General features: G+C 58.9%; 16 protein-coding genes. 4 read left to right on the top strand and 12 right to left on the bottom strand.

Features of this window, described 5'->3' with window-relative positions; all coding sequences use genetic code 11:
• The 3 genes from ACVDG9_RS28125 to ACVDG9_RS28115 all read left to right on the top strand — a co-directional run.
• On the top strand, positions 1-1,451 hold a 1,451-nt coding region (locus ACVDG9_RS28125; RefSeq protein WP_447239605.1), incomplete at its 5' end, for a VCBS domain-containing protein.
• A gap of 72 nt (positions 1,452-1,523) precedes the next feature.
• Positions 1,524-3,296 carry a type I secretion system permease/ATPase gene (locus ACVDG9_RS28120; protein ID WP_152507966.1) on the top strand — a complete coding sequence of 591 codons (1,773 nt, stop codon included), beginning with the start codon at positions 1,524-1,526 and terminating at the stop codon, positions 3,294-3,296.
• Entirely contained in the window at positions 3,296-4,621 is a 1,326-nt protein-coding gene (locus ACVDG9_RS28115) for an HlyD family type I secretion periplasmic adaptor subunit (protein WP_022999586.1), read from the top strand. Before ACVDG9_RS28120 ends, ACVDG9_RS28115 begins: the two co-directional genes overlap by 1 nt.
• A gap of 115 nt (positions 4,622-4,736) precedes the next feature.
• Here the strand turns inward: ACVDG9_RS28115 and ACVDG9_RS28110 are convergent, their stop codons facing one another.
• The 12 genes from ACVDG9_RS28110 to ACVDG9_RS28055 all read right to left on the bottom strand — a co-directional run bounded on the left by ACVDG9_RS28110 (position 4,737) and on the right by ACVDG9_RS28055 (position 18,119).
• Positions 4,737-5,435, bottom strand: coding sequence for an SDR family NAD(P)-dependent oxidoreductase (locus ACVDG9_RS28110; protein ID WP_367021682.1), 699 nt, complete (start codon positions 5,433-5,435; stop codon positions 4,737-4,739).
• Between the two features lie 3 nt (positions 5,436-5,438).
• Positions 5,439-6,488: a glycerol dehydrogenase gene (locus ACVDG9_RS28105; protein WP_447239603.1), complete on the bottom strand. Its 1,050-nt coding sequence runs from the start codon at positions 6,486-6,488 to the stop codon at positions 5,439-5,441.
• A gap of 3 nt (positions 6,489-6,491) precedes the next feature.
• On the bottom strand, positions 6,492-7,334 hold the full coding sequence (locus ACVDG9_RS28100) for a carbohydrate ABC transporter permease (protein WP_022999583.1): 843 nt from the start codon (positions 7,332-7,334) through the stop codon (positions 6,492-6,494).
• Complete coding sequence (locus ACVDG9_RS28095) at positions 7,331-8,191, bottom strand: carbohydrate ABC transporter permease (protein WP_022999582.1); 861 nt, start codon at positions 8,189-8,191, stop codon at positions 7,331-7,333. Before ACVDG9_RS28095 ends, ACVDG9_RS28100 begins: the two co-directional genes overlap by 4 nt.
• A gap of 57 nt (positions 8,192-8,248) precedes the next feature.
• Complete coding sequence (locus ACVDG9_RS28090) at positions 8,249-9,577, bottom strand: ABC transporter substrate-binding protein (RefSeq protein ID WP_077293872.1); 1,329 nt, start codon at positions 9,575-9,577, stop codon at positions 8,249-8,251.
• Positions 9,578-9,624: 47 nt separating this feature from the next.
• On the bottom strand, positions 9,625-10,689 hold the full coding sequence (locus ACVDG9_RS28085; protein WP_206910024.1) for an ABC transporter ATP-binding protein: 1,065 nt from the start codon (positions 10,687-10,689) through the stop codon (positions 9,625-9,627).
• The gene (locus tag ACVDG9_RS28080) at positions 10,689-12,185 is read right to left on the bottom strand and encodes a xylulokinase (RefSeq protein ID WP_447239602.1); all 1,497 of its coding nucleotides are present in this window, start codon (positions 12,183-12,185) and stop codon (positions 10,689-10,691) included. Before ACVDG9_RS28080 ends, ACVDG9_RS28085 begins: the two co-directional genes overlap by 1 nt.
• Positions 12,178-13,638, bottom strand: a complete 1,461-nt coding sequence (locus ACVDG9_RS28075; protein WP_161633227.1) for an FAD-binding oxidoreductase — start codon at positions 13,636-13,638, stop codon at positions 12,178-12,180. Before ACVDG9_RS28075 ends, ACVDG9_RS28080 begins: the two co-directional genes overlap by 8 nt.
• Positions 13,639-13,752: 114 nt before the next feature.
• On the bottom strand, positions 13,753-14,769 hold the full coding sequence (locus tag ACVDG9_RS28070; protein WP_022999577.1) for a LacI family DNA-binding transcriptional regulator: 1,017 nt from the start codon (positions 14,767-14,769) through the stop codon (positions 13,753-13,755).
• A gap of 155 nt (positions 14,770-14,924) precedes the next feature.
• Positions 14,925-16,265 carry a sensor histidine kinase gene (locus ACVDG9_RS28065; protein ID WP_447239601.1) on the bottom strand — a complete coding sequence of 447 codons (1,341 nt, stop codon included), beginning with the start codon at positions 16,263-16,265 and terminating at the stop codon, positions 14,925-14,927.
• Positions 16,262-16,696: a putative pterin-binding protein gene (locus tag ACVDG9_RS28060; RefSeq protein ID WP_447239600.1), complete on the bottom strand. Its 435-nt coding sequence runs from the start codon at positions 16,694-16,696 to the stop codon at positions 16,262-16,264. The genes ACVDG9_RS28065 and ACVDG9_RS28060 overlap by 4 nt, the downstream gene beginning before the upstream one ends.
• 442 nt (positions 16,697-17,138) lie before the next feature.
• Entirely contained in the window at positions 17,139-18,119 is a 981-nt protein-coding gene (locus ACVDG9_RS28055; protein WP_031268848.1) for a hypothetical protein, read from the bottom strand.
• A 201-nt stretch (positions 18,120-18,320) separates the two neighbouring features.
• Here ACVDG9_RS28055 and ACVDG9_RS28050 point away from each other — a divergent pair, with 201 nt between their 5' ends.
• Positions 18,321-19,442, top strand: coding sequence for a response regulator (locus tag ACVDG9_RS28050; protein WP_447239599.1), 1,122 nt, complete (start codon positions 18,321-18,323; stop codon positions 19,440-19,442).
• The last annotated feature ends 47 nt before the right edge of the window (positions 19,443-19,489 follow it).

Raw genomic sequence — 19,489 nt, 5'->3', positions numbered from 1 at the left:
ACATCTTCTCCGTGCCGAAGGGCGAAGATGGGAATGTTGAATTCACCTATGCCTACAACGGCTCGGCTCCACTCGACTGGCTGGCGGACGGCGAAACGCTGACCCTGACGTTCGACGTCAAAGTCAGTGACCGGAACTGGTTCCCGGAAGGCACTGACACCACCCAGATCACCATCACGATCACCGGCACCAATGATGGACCGGTGTTCTCTGGCGGTGTCTTCGATGGCGTCCTCGAGGAAGCCAATACCCCGGCACAGCTTGAAACATCCGGTGAGGTCTTCTTCACCGACCTTGACCTGTCCGACACGCCAGAAGTGACCGCTCAGTTCACCTCTGTCGAACCAGTCGCAGGCAGTGGTTTCACGCTGACGCCGGAACAGAAGGTTGCCTTCACGAATGCGCTGACGGTGCAGCAATCGGCCGGTAACGCCAACAACGGAGGCGCCACCTGGACCTTTGCAATCGCCGCAACGGCACTCGACTTCCTCGCCCAAGGCGAACAGCTGGAAGTCAAGTACCTCCTGACCGTGACGGACGATAGCGGAGCGACGGACACGCGGGAAGTGACGGTCGTCGTGACCGGCACCAACGACGATCCCACGATCTCCGAAGCGGATGTCCTGGGCGAGGTGACGGAATCCGGTGTCGGGGAAGACGGTACAGACGTTGCGACTGGCCTGATCGTCGGAATGGATGTCGATATTCGGGATGTCCTGACCTACTCCGCCTCTGTCGTTGACGGGGCACTGGGTCAATTCAGCATCGATGAGGAAACCGGTGAATGGACCTACACCATTGACCAGTTCAACGCCAATGTTCAGGCCCTCAACGAAGGCGACAGCGTCGACGAAGTCTATACGGTAACCGTATCCGACAACAACGGCGGCACTGTCACCACCGACGTGACCATCACCATCAACGGCACGAACGATGCCCCGACTATTGAGGACTACACGGGTTCGTTCACTGTTGTTCACAGCAACTCCAACAACGACGAAAGCAGTTTCAATCTTCTTGAGCTTCTGGCTGCCAACGACGTTGATGATGGTGAAACGGAAACACTCCAGATCGATGAGATCTCGGGTACTCTCAGCCTGTCCATCGCAGGCCATCAGGTGACGCTGGATATCGCCGATCTGGAAGCCGCAGGGCTTTTGAACATCGGTGAAGCCGACGGCAGCGTGACCTTCACCCATAACCTGGAACGCATTATGGCCCAGGTCATGGATCAGGGCGAAACCGCCAACATCTCGGGTACCATGACTGTCGTGGATGTCCATGATGCGGTCTCCAACTCCGCCGAGTTCGATATTGAACTGTCGGTAGATCCGGACAAGACCAACACCTTCGGCGGTGACGACTGGACCACCGCGGACGGTGCGGGCGACATCCCTGAAATGCTTATCCCGACATTTGACGGAGACGGCGACGGTCCGCTGGTCGTCTGATCATGAAACTTCTGGAGAGGGCGCACGCGCCCTCTCCTCTCTTCTTTTTTATGTTTTTTTTGGAGAGTCTACATGGCTGTACGCAGCGCAAGGGAAAGCGTTTATCCCGCTCTCAAGGTTTATCGCTCTTCCTGGGCCGGGTTTCTTGCCGTTGGTTTCTTTTCGATCTTTGTCAATCTCGGAACTCTGGCTTCCCCCCTCTACATGCAGCAGATTTTCGACCGGGTGATGCAGAGCGGCCACCTCGAGACACTTGTCTTCCTGACGATGATCGTGATTTTTTTTCTGGCGGTGATTGCGGTTCTTGATGCAATCCGCGGCTCCATCCTCGCCAGCATAGCGAAATGGTGGGATGAAACCGTACATGCCGACCTGCTGCATGCCGTCATCCAGACGGCCAGGTCGACGGGCAAGTCCCACTCGCATGCAATGAACGACCTGGCAACCATCCGGCAGTTCGTTGGCAGTTCGAGCGTGCTGCCTTTCTTCGATGGGCCCTGGGTGCCCTTCTTTGTCGGTGCCATTATTCTCATCCACCCTGCCCTCGGCTTCGTCGCCATCGCGGCCGGTGTGCTCTTGGTGATAATCGCAGGTATCAACGACACGGTCACCCGCCGCCGGATGGCGGGTGCTGCGGCGGCTCGCGTGCGGGCACAGCAGACGATTGACATCGCGACGCAACACGCGGAAAGCGTCTACAGCATGGGAATGCTGCCTGGCGTTCTCGCCCGCTACCGGAACGACAACGAACTGGTGGCCAATTCTACTTTCGCCGTTGCCGCCTTTTCAGCGAAGACCGCCGCGATCACCAAGTTCATCCGGTTCACGGCGCAGATCAGTGTCTTGGGTCTCGGTGCCTATTTTGCCACGCTGGGTGAAATCACCCCGGGTGGCATGATTGCAGCGTCAATCATCATGGGGCGCGCGCTTGCGCCTGCCGAACAGGCCATCGGCGCCTGGCGAGGCATCGTCGGCGCGATGCAGTCCCATCGTCGGCTGAACGATATTTTTCTGGCAGCTCCGCTCCACTTCGACCGGACCCAGCAGCCGGAACCCAGTGGGCACCTGCAGCTCAAAGGTGTCAATCTGCTCGTTTCAGGCCAGGAACGGCCTTTGCTGCGCAACATCACGATCGATATCAAGCCGGCAACCTTGAATGCAATCGTCGGCCATTCCGGCTCCGGCAAGAGCACCTTGTGCAAATTGTTGATTGGCGCAATGGATCCGAGTTCCGGTTCGGTCCGTCTTGACGGTGTCGCCATGCGCAATTGGGACCCGCAGCAACTCGGCCGGAACATTGGCTACCTGTCGCAGTCCGTGGAACTGCTATACGGCACTGTGAAGGAAAACATCGCCCGGATGGGCGAGCCGGACGATGAAAAGGTTGTGACTGCCGCGCGCCTTGCCGGTTGCCACGACATGATCAACGCTCTGCCGAACGGCTATGAAACCCTGATCGGCCCGGGCGGACTTCGTCTGTCCGGCGGACAGGCCCAAAGGGTCGGTCTGGCCAGGGCGATCTACAACAAGCCCAAGCTGATCATCCTCGATGAACCGAATTCCAACCTGGACAGTGATGGCGAAGCCTCGCTTCAGGAGTGCCTTGTGCTCCTTCGGGAACAAGGCTGCACGGTCATCATTGTAAGCCACAGACCCTCGGCGCTCTCGAAAGTCGATCTGATCATCACCCTTGCGGACGGCACAATTCAAAAGACGCAAACCGGCGAGGAGTTCATGAAGCACGCCATCCGCCCGGTCAGCGATATCCTGCAGAAACTTGGCAAGGTCCAGCCGGCGCAAGCAAAAGGCGCTTCGCCGGCCAACGAAACTCAGGGAGGTCAGTGATGAAAGAGCAAAATAACCCGGCGTCGTCCCTCCGTCGCTCCATCCGGCAACACTGGATCATGGGTTCGTTGGTCGTCGCGGTTTGTTTCTTCGGCACGGGAATTTGGGCAAGTTTCGCGGAGCTGTCGTCGGCCGCCATCGCCGCCGGCAAGGTCAGTCCGGACGGAAGCTTGCGCGTGGTGCAGCATCTGGAAGGCGGTATTGTACGCCATCTCAATGTGAAGGAGGGCGATGTCGTCAAGGACGGTCAGCTTCTCATGGTTCTTGATCAGGCATTGGCAACGGCAAACTATCTGTCGATCTACCGCAAGCACCAACGCTATGTGGTGACCAGAGACCGGCTGCTGGCGCAAGAGCGTGGCGATGAAACCTTTGAGGTCCAGATGCCGTCGGTCATGTCGGCCGACAAGAGTTACACGCAGTTCGTTGCTAACGAGATTACAAAATTCAAGGTACGGCGCGAGCTGCTGGGAAGGCAGCAGTCGACCTATCATGTGCAGGCAGGCCAGGTTGAAGCCGAGATCAGTAGTCTGAAAGCCCAGATAGACGGCATGGATGATCAGATCCTGCTGCTTGACAAGGAGCTGGATAGCAAAAAGGTCCTGATGGACAAAGGTCTGATGCGGCAGCCCGAGCTTCTGGCTCTGCAACGCAAGCGGGCCGAACTGTGGTCGGAGCGCAATGCCATCGGGTCAACGATCGCTCGTGCGCGGCAGAAGATCGAGGAAATCAAGATTGCGGAACTGACGGCCCTCAGCGAAGAACGCGAAAAGGTGGCCAAGGAGTTGTCGGAAATCAACGCGGAGATTGCGCAAGCCGACGAGGCGCTTTCCGCGACTTCGGACATCCTGAACCGCACAGAGATCGTCTCTCCGATCGAGGGGCGGGTGCTCAAGGTCAACTACAAGACGGTCGGCGGTGTCGTGCGGCCGGGCGAACCGATCATCACGATCGTGCCAGAGAACGAGGAACTCATCCTCGATACGCGTCTGCGCACGTCCGACATCGACAACGTGATGATCGGGATGGACGCCAAAGTTCAGCTCACCTCTTTCATGGGGCGGCACATGAAGCCCTTGACAGGGGAAGTCTTCCAGGTTGGTGCGGACGCCGAAACGGACGAGCAGACGGGAGAGCAATTCTACACGGTGCGGGTCAGGGTTACTTCCGACGACATCCGGGAGGCCGGAGGCGGTTTTGAGCTGGTGCCAGGTATGCCCGCACAGGTCTTCATTCAAACAGGAGCCCATACGCCGATGCGCTATCTGCTGGATCCTGTGCTGCAGTCATTCGGACGGGCGTTCCGGGAAGAACGCGTACTCTAAAGCGGCTGTCGCGTGACCTTAAAATCAGAAGGCGTTGCCGGGTTTGGAAGAACAGAACCCGGCAACGCCTTTCGGCGTTTTAGGCATGCCGCAGCGACGCAATACCTTGCATGGCTCAGGCCGCCAGATAACCACCGTCTACCGGAACGATCGCGCCATGAACGTAGGAAGCGTCTTCAGAAAGAAGGAACGCGACGACCCGCGCAATCTCCACAGTCGCGGCCCAACGGCCGATCGGGATGCGGGCGTCGATCCGTGCGCGCCGTGCCGGATCTGATCGCGCGCCTTCGGAAATGCGTGTTTCCACCCAACCCGGCGCGACCGCGTTGACCCTTATGCCACTTCCTCCCCAGGCAACGGCAAGGGATCGGGTGAGGGCAGCGACCGCCCCCTTGCTGGTGCCGTAAGCAGGCGCAACGGGGTTGCCGAACCAGCTCCACATGGAGGCGATGTTGACGACGGAACCGTTGCCGCGTTGAAGCGCATCGCGCGCGGCCGTACAGGAGGTGAGCACGCCGGTGACATTCACCGCCATCACCTTCTCGAATACCGCTGCGTCCCATTCCCGGCTGTACTGGATTGTGCCTGCACAGGTGACCAGGCCGCCGAGCTCTTGCTCTTCTTCAAGGAGATGGGCAAGCGCGGCCACATCAGTAACGTCAACCTCGACAAACCGGGCAGCTTGCGGAAAGCCTTCCTCCCGTTCCAGGCCTGCGGCCGTTACCTGCCAGCCGCGCTCGGTCAAAAGCTGCGTTGTTGCAAGACCGATACCTGTACCGCCGCCGGTGACCACAACATTTCTTGATGGCGGCATCGATCAATGTCCTTCGTCGAGCAGTTGCATCGCGCGAACGAGGTCGGAGACGCCGAGTTTGCGGTAGTAGTTCGGCGCATAGGGGGCTGTGAGCGCAACCTCGGCAATATGCTTCAGTTCCGCTGCGCCGGAGACGCCGAATTCTGCGAAGGATGTGGGCAGATTTATCCGTCGGAAGAAGGCTGCAAGGGTGCGGATTTCCTCCTCGGACCCTTGCCCGGCTGCCAGTTGTGTCAAGGTGCCGAGAGCGACCATCTCCCCGTGCAGCAATCCAGAGAGCGCCGGTGTGACCGACAGGCCGCGCACCATCGCGTGGGCTATCGACAACCCTCCGCTTTCAAAGGCAAGACCGCTGAGAAGCACGGTGGCCTCCACCACGCGCTCGAAAGCTTCGTTCGGGCCTTCGGCCGACATCGCCGCTTCGCTATCGGCAAGAAGAATGTCGCTGGCACGCGCGACAATGGCTTGGGTGAGTTCCGTGGGACGGCCTGCAAAGAAGTTGAGACCACCTCCGGCAAGAGCGCCTGCCAGCTCATACGGCTTTGACATCGCATCGCCGATACCGGCTGCCAGAAAGCGACGCGGTGCTCCGGCGATGACTGCCGTGTCGACCAGGACAAGGGAGGGGTTGGTCTTCATGTGACGGACGCCCTCAACCGCATGGTCGGGCGTATAGACAACGGCAATATGGCTGGTCGGGCTGTCGTTGGAGGCGATGGTCGGCACGATGGCAACCGGCAGACCCCGCTCGATTGCAGCTCCCTTGGCGGTATCGATCGCCTTGCCCCCGCCGATGCCGACAAGAAGCCGTGCATCGCCGGCTTCCCTTGCCCTGGCGGTGATTTCCGCCGCGGTACATTCCCCCCCGAATTCCATGAGGCGGGCGTCGGGAAGCTGGGACCTGATGCGGTCACCAAGCAGGTCGCGGGCTACCGGATCAATGACCACCGCCGCAGGGCCACCGCCAATGATGGCAATTTCCTCGGCCAGGCGGTCGATGGCTCCCGGTCCCTGCACATAGCGCAGTGGAGCGCCCAGAATGCGCATTGTCATGAGTTATCCTTTCACCGCACCGGCGGTCAGGCCCTGGACGAAGTAACGAGAGAGCGTGATGAACGCTATGAACAACGGCATGGCAATCAGTGTGGAGCCGGCCATGATATCTCCCCATCTCAGGTCAAAGGCGCCGATCATCGACGCCAGACCCAGGGGCACCGTCTTGTTCGCGTCCGATCCGATCATGACCAGGGCAAAGGTGTAGTCGGTCCAGGAAAGGAGAAAGGCGAAGATCGCGACCGTTACCAGCCCGGGGACCGACAGCGGCAGTACAACACGCAGGAAAGCCCCCAGGCGCGTGCAGCCGTCCACCATGGCTGCTTCTTCAAGCTCGAAGGGCATTGTCTTGAAGAACCCCCACAGGAACCAGACGCCGAGCGGCATCGTGATGGTCAGGTGGGAAATGACCAGTGACAGCAGCGTATCGTTGAGGCCGATTGCCGCGAACATTGCGTAAAGCGGGATTGCCAGCAACAGCGGGGGGAACATGTAGGCATAGAGCATGCCGGCGATGATCATCTGTTTGCCGCGAATGCGCTGGCGGGTGACACCATAAGCGATCATGACGGACAGAAGCATTGTCAGGGCAACGGTGGTCACCGCAACAATGAGACTGTTGAGGAACTGCCGCGGATAGTCGGTCTGCGCCAACAGGCTGGTGTAATACTCAAGCGTCCATCGCTGCGGAACCAGAGACGGGTTCATGAGCATTTCCTGAGTGGGACGCAGGGAAGAAACGACCATCCAGTAGATGGGAAAGGCGCTGTAGACCGCCAGAACGATCACCGCGAAGTAAAGTCCCGCCCGGCCGGCAACGCGGCGAGCCTGGATTTGTCCACTCATTTGCCTTCCTCCATCGGGAACACCCGGAAATAGATTGCAACGGCGACCATCAGGACGAAAAAGGAAAGCGTTGCGATCGCTGCGCCGCTGCCGATGTCATAAAGGGCAAATGCCTCCCGGTAGGACAGGACCGGCAGATGTTCCGTGGCACCAAGCGGACCGCCGCCCGTCGTCAGCCAGATGACGTCGAACTTGTTGAACATCCACACGCCCCGCAGAAGAATGATGACCGTCAGGATCGGGCGCAGCGACGGCAGGGTCACGTGAAAGAAACGCCGAACGGGCCCGGCACCGTCTACGCGCGCCGCTTCATAGAGTTGGGTCGGAACTGTCTGCAGCCCGGCGAGAAAGGTCGTGGTGACGAACGGGGTCCACAACCAGACCGAAATCAGGATCACCGACGTCATGGACGCGGTCTCGGTCTCGAACCAGTAGATCGGCGGCAGGCCCAGGTCATCCATCAGAACGGTGATGATGCCGAGCGAGCCGTCAACCATCCACTTGAAGACCAGCACTGCGACCACCGTCGGCAGAAGATACGGCAGGAACGTAAGTCCGCGCAGCAGAGAGCGGCCGATGAAATTCTGGTTCAAGAGCAACGCGAAGCCGATGCCCAGCACCACCTGCAGGACAATCGCCAACCCGGCATAGACGAAGCCGTTCCAAAGCGCGTTCCAGAACTCTGCGCTTGCAAGAACCTTGGCGTATTTTGCGAAACCGACCCAGACCGGATCGGCCGTAAGCGACGGCATGTCATAAAAGCTGAGCGAAACCGCATAAAGCGCAGGCCCGACGATCAGGACAAGGGTCGCAAGAAACCCGATACCGAGAAAACCCGGCAACAACCAGCGAGTCATTCACGAACTCCAGATGGTGTGAAAGTGAGGGGAGTTTCCACTCCCCTCTCCGTTTCGTCACTTGATCACTTCACGCATTTTGGCTGCGGCCTGATCCACGGCCTCTGCAGAATCCATCTCGCGAAGGATCTTGTTCTGCAGCATTTCAGGCATGACGAAGGACTCGAACACCTTGCCGGGTCTGACGTCAGGCGCCGGGCCTTGCGTATCAATGGACGTGAGCACAACAGACTCGTCGGTCACAAGTTCTCTCATCTGCTCGACCACACCAGAGTATTTCTGGATCATTGCGTTGTCGCGCCAACGCTGGTCTTCATAGATATCAAGTCGCGTCGGCTGGAAGTGCACCGGTGCGGTGTGCAGGAAGTCGACCATGCGATCGGTCGTAAGCCACCGCATGAAATCCATCGCCGGACCAGTGTTGTCCGTCTTCAGGACCACCCAGCCGTCGTAGCCGTGGCTGACCGCCTTTTGCTTTCCGGACATATCCATGTAGGGCATGACGCCAAGGTTCTCGGCCAGGGTCGGGTTGTCCCGCTCTGCAGCTTCCAGAACACGTCCGGCATAGGCTCCGTGGGCCACAGCACCACCAACCAGGTTGGACAGGACATCGGAGTAACTGGCCTGAAGAGCGCCCGGAGGCATCGTCCCGTAGAGCTTGGTCATGAAGTCGAGGTAGGCGGCTACCCGAGGCTTCATCTCGTCGTTGTCCAGGATCACGTTCCATTGGTCGTCGAACAGCTTGACGCCCTCGGCCCACAGGAAGGCAAACGACATCCAGTTGGTTGCCCCGTTCGATCCGATCGGGAACAGCGCGCCTTTCTGGCGGCCCTGGACAAGCGCCTCGCTGTTCTGGACGAACGCATCCCACGTGTTCGGCAGGGACAGACCGTTCGTCTCATAAAGATCCTTGCGGTAATAGATCAGCGCAAGGTTGTAGTCGAACGGGTACCAGTACACCTTGTTGTCGATGGGGAAGAGGATGTTGTTCCCCCACTGGTATTCGTCCGTCAGCTCGTTCAAGGGGACGATTTGTTCCTGCTCGGCCAATAGCAGCACGTGGCCGATGAAACCGACGTTTGCCACGTCATAAGGGGTTCCGGAGCGAATGCCATTGGTGATCTTGGTGAAGCTTTCGCCAAGCGGTACGGAATCGATGACGACCTCAACGCCGGTCTTTTCCTGGTATTCCTTTGCCACCTTCGAGAAAAAGGCGAGCGTGTCCTTGCCTGTTTCGCAGTTCAAAAACCGGATGGGCTTGTTGCCCTGGGCGCGGAGGGCCGGGGCCGCAAGGGACGAGGCTGCCAGCCCGGCGCCGGCGATACCCATGGTCTTGAGGGCCTGGCGTCTAGTCCAGAGACCTGTCTCGAATTTGCTCTTAGTCATGTTTCTCCTCCAATTGACCGCTTTCAGGTGCGGCTAAACCCTTTTGTTCAAGCTGCCCCTCCCGGCATCTCGAGGCGTTCACCGCTGGCGCGGTCAAACAGGTGGATTGCTGCTGCGGGAAGAGCGAGATGAACGCTCTCACCAACCTTGATGTCGTCCCTGCGCTGGGTCATGACCCGCAGGCGATGACCAGCCGTCTCGCCGATGAAAAGCGTTTGCGAGCCGAGCTGTTCGATGCCCCGGACCGCGAACTCCGGACCTTCGTCTGAAATCGTGATGGCTTCCGGCCGAATGCCGGCAATCACCTCCCGCTCACCGGTATCGCTGCCGGCAGGAATGGAGACATCAGCCGACAGGCTGAGAAAACCGTTCTTGAGGTCAGCTTCAACGAGGTTCATTTCGGGCGAGCCGATGAAGCCCGCGACGAAGGCGTTTGCCGGCCGGTCGTATACCTCCAGCGGCGAGCCGATCTGCTGCACATGTCCGTCGCGCATGATGACGATCCGGTCGGCAAGGGTCATTGCCTCCGTTTGATCGTGCGTGACGTAAAGCATTGCCTTGCCGATGCGCCGCTGAAGAAGGGCGATTTCCTCCCGCATCCTGGAGCGAAGCTTCGCATCCAGGTTGGACAGCGGTTCATCGAGCAGAAACACCGCCGGGTCGCGAACAAGGGCACGGCCGAGCGCGACACGCTGCATCTGTCCGCCTGAAAGCTGGCCGGGCTTGCGGTTGAGCAGGTGCGTGATGTCCAGCATTTCCGCTGCAGCGTCGACCCGCCTGGAGATCTCGCCCCCTTTCATGCCGCGCATCTTGAGACCAAACGACATGTTGCCGCGAATGGTCTTGTGCGGATAAAGCGCGTAGTTCTGGAACACCATGGCGATGTCACGGTCCTTGGGCTCCAGGGTGGTCACGTTCCGGCCACCGATATGCAGTTCCCCGGCGCTGATCGTTTCCAACCCCGCGACCATCCGCAGGGTTGTCGATTTCCCGCATCCGGAAGGGCCAAGCAGAACGATGAGTTCGCCCTTGGCGATCTCAAGGTCGACGCCTTCCACCGCAACCACGGCCCCATAGGTCTTGCGCAGTTTGCGCAGACTGACTTCCGCCATTACTTGGCCTCCCCGGTTGCCCGCACGGTTTTGTGGTTGATCGGTGTGAGGGCTTCCTTTGCCTCCCGGAACCGAACGAAGCCTTCGTCGTAAGTCGCCGTGGCTCGGGCGTTTGGCGTCAAAGTCTCTGCCACGCGGATGACGCGGGCAGCGTCATCCGTGTCCGAGAAAACGCCCGCACCAATGCCCGCGACAAGCGCTGCACCGAAGGACGCATCGCCTTCGGCGGGAACTTCGATCGTCAGTCCTGTGACATCTGCAATGATCTGCCGCCACAAGGCACTGCGTGTCCCCCCGCCGACGAGACGGGCGGTGGTGAAGCCCATGCCGCGCTGTTGCAAAACGGAAAGGCAATCGCGCAGCGTATAGGCAACGCCTTCATAGAGAGCCCGGCAGAAATGCGGTGCTCCATGCTGGAACCCCAGCCCAACGAAAGAGGCGCGCAAGTCAGGGTCCCAGTAGGGGCTCCGCTCGCCGTTGAGGTAGGGATGAAAGAGCAGACCTTCCGACCCTGCAGGGGCTTCGGCAGCTTTGGCATCCATGCCCTCGAAACCCATTTCCGAGAAAAGCGCGTCACGCAGCCAGCGATGGGCCGAGGCGCACGAGTTGGTTCCCAGGATCGAGTAGTGATGATCGGACACCAGGTGCGGGTAATGAATGACATCGTCGGAAAAACGGGGAGCGTCCGTCAATGTGGAGACCGTGCCCGCCGTGGCGAGCTTCAGGGCTCCGATGCCTTTGCGTGTCATGCCTGCTGCATAGGTTTCCGCATTGGTATCGGAGGTTCCGCAAATGACCGGTGTGCCTTCCCGCAAACCGGTTTCCTGAGCGGCCCTCGGTGTCACTGTCCCCGTCGTCGCCGTCGATGCAACTATTTCCGGAAGAACTTCGGTTTCAAGCCCTCCCATCGCGCAGAGTTCGGAAGACCAGCCCCCTGAACGTGCATCGGCAAGCATGAGCCCCCAGGCATCCGTGATGTCGGTTGCATCGCTGCCGTCGAGACGACGGCGCAGCCAATCCTTGGCCGGGCGAAGCCGGCGGATGCGGCTGTGCGTTTCCGGCTCTTGTTCCTGCAACCAGATCAATTGCGGCAGCGTCCAGGTGGGGCTGATGCGATTGCCCGAAAGGTCGAGGATCTGAGCCCCGCGCGCTGCTCTTTCCCGCACAACCTGAGAACCGGAACGCTGGTCATTCCACATGATCGCGGGCCGCAATGTGCTGCCTGACTCGTCTTCGAGCACGTGGGTGTGCGCTCCGGCCGTCACGGAAACCGCAACGATGCGATGCGGCTCCAGGCCGCCCTGCCAGATCTTCTGCAGGGATGTGACGAGTGCCAACCACCAGCCTTCCGGATCCTGTTCGCTGAATCCGGGTTTCGGTGTGAGTGTTTCGACCGGACAGGAGGCCGAAGCCACGACCTTCCCGTCCGTGGTGATGACCGTCGACTTGAGCGATCCTGCTCCGAGGTCGATCCCAAGCAAAAGGGCGTCAGACATTGGCACCCCTGTCCCGGTACGGATCGATGGAGCCGGCGCGCGGTGGAAAGCCGAGTTTGCCGGGATTGAAGAGGTTTTGCGGATCAACGGAGGCCTTGATACAGCGCAGAATATCCATTCCGACGCCGTGCTCTCCGTCCATCCAGGGTCCGCGGAAAAGGCCGCTTCCATGGTGGTGCGCGATCGAGCCGCCATGCGCGAGCGTTTCACCGTTGACGATGTCCCACATTTTTTCATGCAGCGGCAAGGCTGCAGACTGATCCATGGGAGGAAGGCGCAAGGTCATGTATTGGCACACGCCTTCCGGATAGACATGCGACCAGTGGGCACTGAAATGGGCGTCCTTGGAGACTTCCGCAGCAATCCGGGCTGCGATCGTGTCGTAAAGCGACGAAGCCTTGCTCCAGTTCACCGAGACTTCGAGCGTGTCGTTGTAGTAGCCTTTATCAAGCCACTGTTTCGTAATGGAGACGTAGCGCTTTGCCCGCCATTCGTCGAAGGGACGTGTTTCCGTTTCCACGGCATCAACGCTCTTTGCAAACTCGCGTACCAGTGCCGCTTCTGCAGCCACAATGGCTTCTTCGCCGCAAACCACGATGTTGGCCATCACCGGGCGGGTTTCAAAAGCACTGATGCCTTCGGTGCGCGAGGCGGTTTCCTTTTCGTCATAGAGACGAACGATGCGCGGATGCAGCCCCGCCTGCATGATGCGCTTGGCAAGCGAGAGGGCTGCGGTGCGATCGGGAAGTGCCAGCACGATCGCCTCTTCGGCGGGCGGCAGCGTCCAGATGCGCAGGGTCAGTTCCGTTATGACGGCAAGCGTGCCTTCACTGCCGACGATGATATCGAGAACCGATGGTCCGGAGGCCCGCTTGGGCAGCGGCCTGATTTCCAGCACGCGCCCATCCGGCATGACCGCCTTGAGGCCAACGACAATGTTCTCGATTTTACCGAAGCGGCTCGATTCCTGACCGCCGCCGCGGCAGGCGGCCCACCCGCCGACCGTCGAGATGGTCAGCGATTGCGGCAGATGACCGGATGTAAAACCTTCTGCGTTCAGCGCGTCTTCGAACACTTCGCCGTTCATGCCGGCTTCGACCGTTACCAGATGGTTGTCCCGGTCGATCTTCAGGATGCGGTTCATGCGCTGCATGTCGAGCATGACTTCGCCGCCCAGGGGAATGATCCCGCCGAGAACACCGGAGCCGCTGCCATAGGGAATGAGGGGGTGATCGGCCTTGCTTGCCTTCCCGACAATTGCCGAGACCTGTTCCGTTGTGGCGGGGCGCACGACGAGGCCTGGCAGCGTACCGACCAGGGCGCCTTCCCTTGCACGGAAGTTCGCATAGGGCAGACGGTCGTGTGCATAGCCGGCGCGCGAACCTTCGTCAACCAGGACGTTTTCCGCACCGACCAGCTCCGAAAGCTCGGAAACGAGATCACGATTACTCAAAGATTTTTCCTCCTCCATGCCCAATCGGATTGTCAGAAATCGCGTTGGGCAAACGTTTGCTCAAACACAAACAATTGCACTTTGGTCTGGATGTCAAGCCCGGTTTGCTGAATTTCAGATGGAGGCGACCGATGCGCGCACGATGAGATCGCCTGGAGGAAGAAGGAGACTTTCGAGCGCTGAGCCCTCGTCAGGCGCAGTTCCCTGGATCAGGTCGATGAGCCGGCTGGCTGCCGCGCGCCCCATTTCCTGGGAGGGTAAAGCCACTGTGGTCACCTGGGGATAAACGACCCGGGCAAGCAGGTCGTCATGCATCGTGACGACGGAAACATCTTCCGGCACACGGAGCTTGAGTTCGTGCAATCTGGCAATGGCCGCAGCTGCGGTCAGCAGCGTCGCGGCGTGAATAGCGGTCACGCCGCAGGCCAGCAGTTTGTCGACGGCCGCAGGTACGGCTGCAGGATCGTAGCCTGCCTGTGCAACGAATTCCTCGCCGTGGTCGAGGCCGGCGGCTTCAAGAGCCTGTTGCCATCCCTGGCGCCGCATGTCGCCATTGAACCGGCCGAGCCGCCCGGCCAGATGCCCGATCCGGCGATGCCCCATGGCGATGAGGTGCTCAACCCCGATGCGGGCTGCCTCGCGGGTATCGATCGCAACGCAATTCCGGTCACCGGCCAGATGTCGGTTGAGGATCACATGCGGCAATCCCGTGCTGTTCAGCATCTGTCGCAACCGGTCATCCTCATCGAAACTCGCGATGATGACACCCTCGATGATGCTTGATCGAGAAATGTCCGTGATGATCTCGCGCCCATCCCCCTTGTCATAGGAGACCAGAAGGGCAAAACCTTTCTCGCGTGCCTCGATTTCGGCTCCCACAATCGCCGACGCAAAGATCGGGTTTTCGATCTGGGGAACTACCATCAAAAGTGTCGAGGACTTTGCGGTTTTCAGGGCTCTCGCAACCGGGTTGCCGTGGTAACCGAGACGTTCGGCTGTTTCCAGAATATGGGTTCTGGTCTTTTGCGAAACACGTCCCTTGTTCTGAAGCACGCGCGAAACTGTCGACACGTTGACACCGGTTGCCTCTGCCACATCGCGCAGGGTTACAAGTGGTTTTTTGCGCTTCATTTCCCCTCCCCTGGAAACTGATGGATCACGAGCTCAGACCCTGATTTCGCAAAATCTGCGCAAGTAGGTTAGTGCTCAGATCAATGTTCGCGCTTCACGTGCGAACGAAAGCCGTGAATCCAGTCTCATAGCAGTTTTGGTGACAAGAACGCCATCTATTGCACACCCGGCCATTTCTCCGGCAATTTCAAAGTAAAGGCCGATCCTATTCCCGCCTGACTTTCAAAAGACAACTCTCCCCCGAGCAACCTTGCAACCTGGGAAGAGATGTTCAGCCCGATACCCGTGCCGGGAATTCCCGCCGTGCCCTGACCGCGAAAGAAGCGGCTGAACACGCGCTCCTGCTCCTCCGGCGGAATACCAACACCCCGATCGTGCACGGAGATGAAAATGGACCTGTTCTGCGCCCGGACACTCACTGAAACCGGCTCGGTGATCGGCGAATATTTCACCGCATTCGATAGAAGATTGTTGAGGATCTGTTCCGCAAGCAACCGGTCCGTTTCGATCGTTTGGGGAACCTTGTTGCCAATTTCCAGGGAAAAAGCCCGCTCCGGTGTTTCTTCACTCTGACGGGCGACGACCCGTTGAATGAGATCCTCGACATGGCAGTTTCCGGGTCTGGCCGTCACCTGTCTTTCTTCGAGCCGAACGACATCCAGCGTTGCTTCCAGCAGGCTTGTCAAACCCCGGACCTCGGAGCGCACCTGGCTTGCCCGTTGCCTGATTTCGTCGGTTGGCATCTGGTTTCCGCTTCGCAAGACGCGCTGCATCGCGGAATCGATGACGGCGAGTGGTGTTCGAAACTGGTGAGAAACCAGGGCAACGAAACTGCGATAGATCTCGGCGGTTTCGCGTTCACGCAAAAGCGACAGCCGGATGCGTTGCTGTTCGGCCATCGCCCGCAACATCGTGAAGGACAGAAAGGCGCCGAGAACAATGATCGCCACGATGGAAATGATGACCTGCACGATTGCGGCACGTTGATTGTCTAGTCGCGCACCCGTTGCCTCCCATTGCCGGACCATGGACTGGTTTCCGGCGCGGCCGAGATCCTCAATCAAGGGCTGGAGAAGGTCGTGAACGGCAGAAGCCGTCTGGACGTCACCATATGACATGTCCAGGATTTTTGCCTCAAGCGCTCGTAGCGCCCCAGCCACCTTTTCCAGTTCTCCGTCAAGGCCAAGCTCTCGCATGTAGCGTCGTTGAGGCCCCTCCGATAACAGGTTCAAGCGGCTCAGCATCACGTTGTAACGCTTGTCCAGTTCAGCTGCCTTGCGGGAGATGCTGCCGACATGACGGGAAACCTCGGCATCCAGCAGGAGCGCCGCGGACTGCGTTCGTGAGATCGCCCACAGCATGTTGTCCCCCTCGTTGCGCCGCAATTCCGCTTCGGTATCGAGAAGCCGTGCGAGGGAAAATACGAGCAGCAAGACGAAGGCAACGGATGCAGTGCCTGCAACGATATAGGCGACAAGATCGCTTCTGCGCGTCATTTGATCTTCAGTTGGATCAACTGCCACACCCAGCGATAGTCGTAACGGATGTCCTGAAGGTCGGAATGCTCGTCCCGGGGATAAACGATCCAGAAAGGGCCCTTGTCCGAGGGTTGTAGTCGTTCGCCATCCATATGGGTTGCGACAAGAACATCGTACCGCACGAAGTCTTCCATCGGGATGTCGATGGTATAATCGTTGAGTGCACTGGCGGTAACCGTTGTGCCGTTGGCGCCGACGAACTCAAGCAGGTCGCGCATCAGGAAGCCGTCGAAGTGTTTTACGCCATCCGTGACGACAGTTGAGGTCTCGAGTGTGTGACGGGGCAGTGCTTCCAGCATTGCATCGTCAAGAAGCGCTGCGGCCTCTGAGTTTGTCTTGCTGATATTGCCGGTGACCGTCAGCCGGACTTCGCCTGCTGGGGCGGTCAATGACATGTTTTCCGATCGAGCTGTCGCAACGGATAAACCGACACCGATCAGCATGAGCATTGTCCCTGCAAATGCCTTTGACCGTTTGAGGGAAGAAAGCAGATTGGTGAACCTGAAGGAGCAGCGAAGGTGACTGCAACACCGGTATAACGCCGCTGCCATGTCTTTTCGTCTCGTTGCCGGTAACGCTTGTTTTTCAAATGCTTCAATCAATGATCGGGCCCGCAAAGGTAAAAAAATCATTATGGCACCGGTTGTTGATGTTGCAAACATTCAACCGATGCCAGACCTCCGATGTTGCGCACGCCGAAAATTGCGTATTTCGCCCTGTCCCGAGTTCCCGCTACGCGAACAACAAGAAACAGGGCGTTGATTTGCCGGATGCCGGATGCCGGATGCCGGTGCAGACAGGACAAGGCAGTCCTGACTGCGTGCGTGATGATCAGCCAGCCGCCTTGACAGGATCGTTGATCCGGGGAGGCTGATAGGACGCCGCCTTTTCCTTCAGACTGGAAAATTTTGTCGAAAGCTGTTCGAGCTTGGCTTCCCAGGCCGGATCAGGCTGTTGCCCTTCAATTGTCCGGAAGTAGACCTCCATGATGCAGGTGACTGCAAAAGGCTCCAGCAAAGCGGACTTGACGGACCACGCGAACAAAATTGCAAACACGATGCCGCCCGCAGACCAGCTGCCAGGAACGAGATATGCGACCAGGGCGGCCGGAGCCAACATGACGAGGAAGACAAGAAACGACAGGCCGTAGACGATAAGAGTAAGCCAGGCGGCATTCTTGAGCATCGGTTTATAATTCTGGGCATAAAGCACCAGCCCGCTCCGGGACGAAGCCCACACGTTGTCCGAATTTGTCCGGATCGTATAGGCGAGGATGACTTCATCGATGAAACCGACGGCAATGCGCAGGAAGGCCTCGGCAATCGAGATCAGTTGCCGGGCACCGGGGATCGGCAGAAGCGTGAAGACGCCCCGCACCAGGCCCGTGATTGCGCGCAGCACACCCTTTATCAGCTGGTCCACGCCGAAAAGCACACTGGCCTGCATAAACCTTTGAGAGACTTCTTCGCGGGCGTAGGAAATTTGAGACCGCCCGCCCGGCATCTCCTTGCCGTCGAGCAGCTTGACCAGAACGGCAATGTGCCCGGCCTTGACGACATAGAGAACGTATTCTCTCAGTAAGTACATCACGACGGCGACTGCACCGAACCCGATGACGCCGCCCCAGGTCGTGGTCGTTGCCTGGAAATCGGCATCGCCGAACCCGCCGATGCCCCAGCCGACCCCGGCACCGACACCCGTTGCAAGAATGTAGGCAACGGCAGCTCCGAAATAGACCGCCATGCGCAAGATGATGAAAGGCAGTGTCTGAAACATCAGGCCTAATGCACGGCCAATAGAAAAATCCCACATATTTGGCGTCTCCTTGAACGCTCTGTTGCAATATGGCGGGAGAATATTGTCGAACGTGAATGCTGTCCCCCTGCGTTTGAACGGGGACAGGTGAATGAAATCGCGTCAAGAAAGACCGCCCATTGACGCCGCCATCCATGGAACCGACTATCGGGATCATCATGGTCAGATTTCAACGTGGTCTGGTTCAAAGAGCAGTTGATGCAATCGATGCCCAAATCCGGTTCGAAACTGACGGTTCTCTGTGTTGAGGACCAGTGCCATCTTCGCCAGGACATCATCGATGAACTTTCCGCTGCAGGCTATGACGCGGTCGGTGCAGCTGATGGCCGTGAAGCGCTGGACGTGCTGGAAACGATCCGCCCGCATCTCATCTTGTGCGATATCTCCATGCCGCGGCTCGACGGTTACGGCTTGCTCGAAACCGTCAGAGGCAGGCACACGCATCTCGCAGATGTTCCTTTCGTTTTCCTGACGGCTCTAAACCAGCGCGACGAGATCATTCATGGCAAGCGCGCGGGTGCGGACGATTATCTGGTCAAACCGATAGACTATGACCTGTTGCTGGCGACGATCGAGGCTCGCTTGCGCCAGGTCAGCCGGATCGATGACAGGCAAAAAAGCGAACTGGAAACGCTTCGACAAGCTCTGGCAGGCAGCGGATCGGACCGATCGCTTGGAATGAACGGCATGGAAAGTGTTCTCAACGTGCTTTCCTTCGGTATCGTGCTGGTGTCGTTGTCCGGTGTTGTCTTCGCAAATAAAGCAGCTCGGGAAATACATATGGCCAGGGACGGGCTGGTGATCGACCGGACGCTCCATACCGGTTCATCGCAGCTCGCCAACGATATCAGGAAACTGCTGGCGAATGCCTGTGAGGCTGCCTGCAAGGGCCAGGATCACCTTGCCAGCCTGACGGTGCAAAGACCGTCCGGACGCCGTGATTTTCTGCTTACGGTCTGTTCGCTCCCGGACAGGACAGGACTGCCGAACGATGACGCGAAGGCGGTGATATTCATTTCGGATCTGGCGCATCGGCCAAGGATGCCGGACGAGATCCTGGCAGGCCTCTTCGATCTGACGCCGACTGAATCGGAGGTCGCCCGTGCGTTGGCGCAGGGTCGGCGAAAGGAAGACATCGCGCAGGAGCTTTCAATCGCACCGACGACGGTCGCTTTTCATTTGCGCAATCTCTTCGAAAAGACCGGAACCAATCGTCAGGCAGACCTCATCGCACTGCTTCTCACCGGCCTTGTCTCGATCAAGGAACCGCAGGGGGACGTTGAGAAACGTGGAAAGGCTGAAGCGCTTCCAACAACGTGACGACACCGAGATGAGCATGCCGGCAAATTTGTTACGCAGGTGAATTT

The organism is Roseibium sp. RP-7 (assembly GCF_053005225.1).
This window is presented reverse-complemented; position numbering and strand designations above follow the sequence as displayed.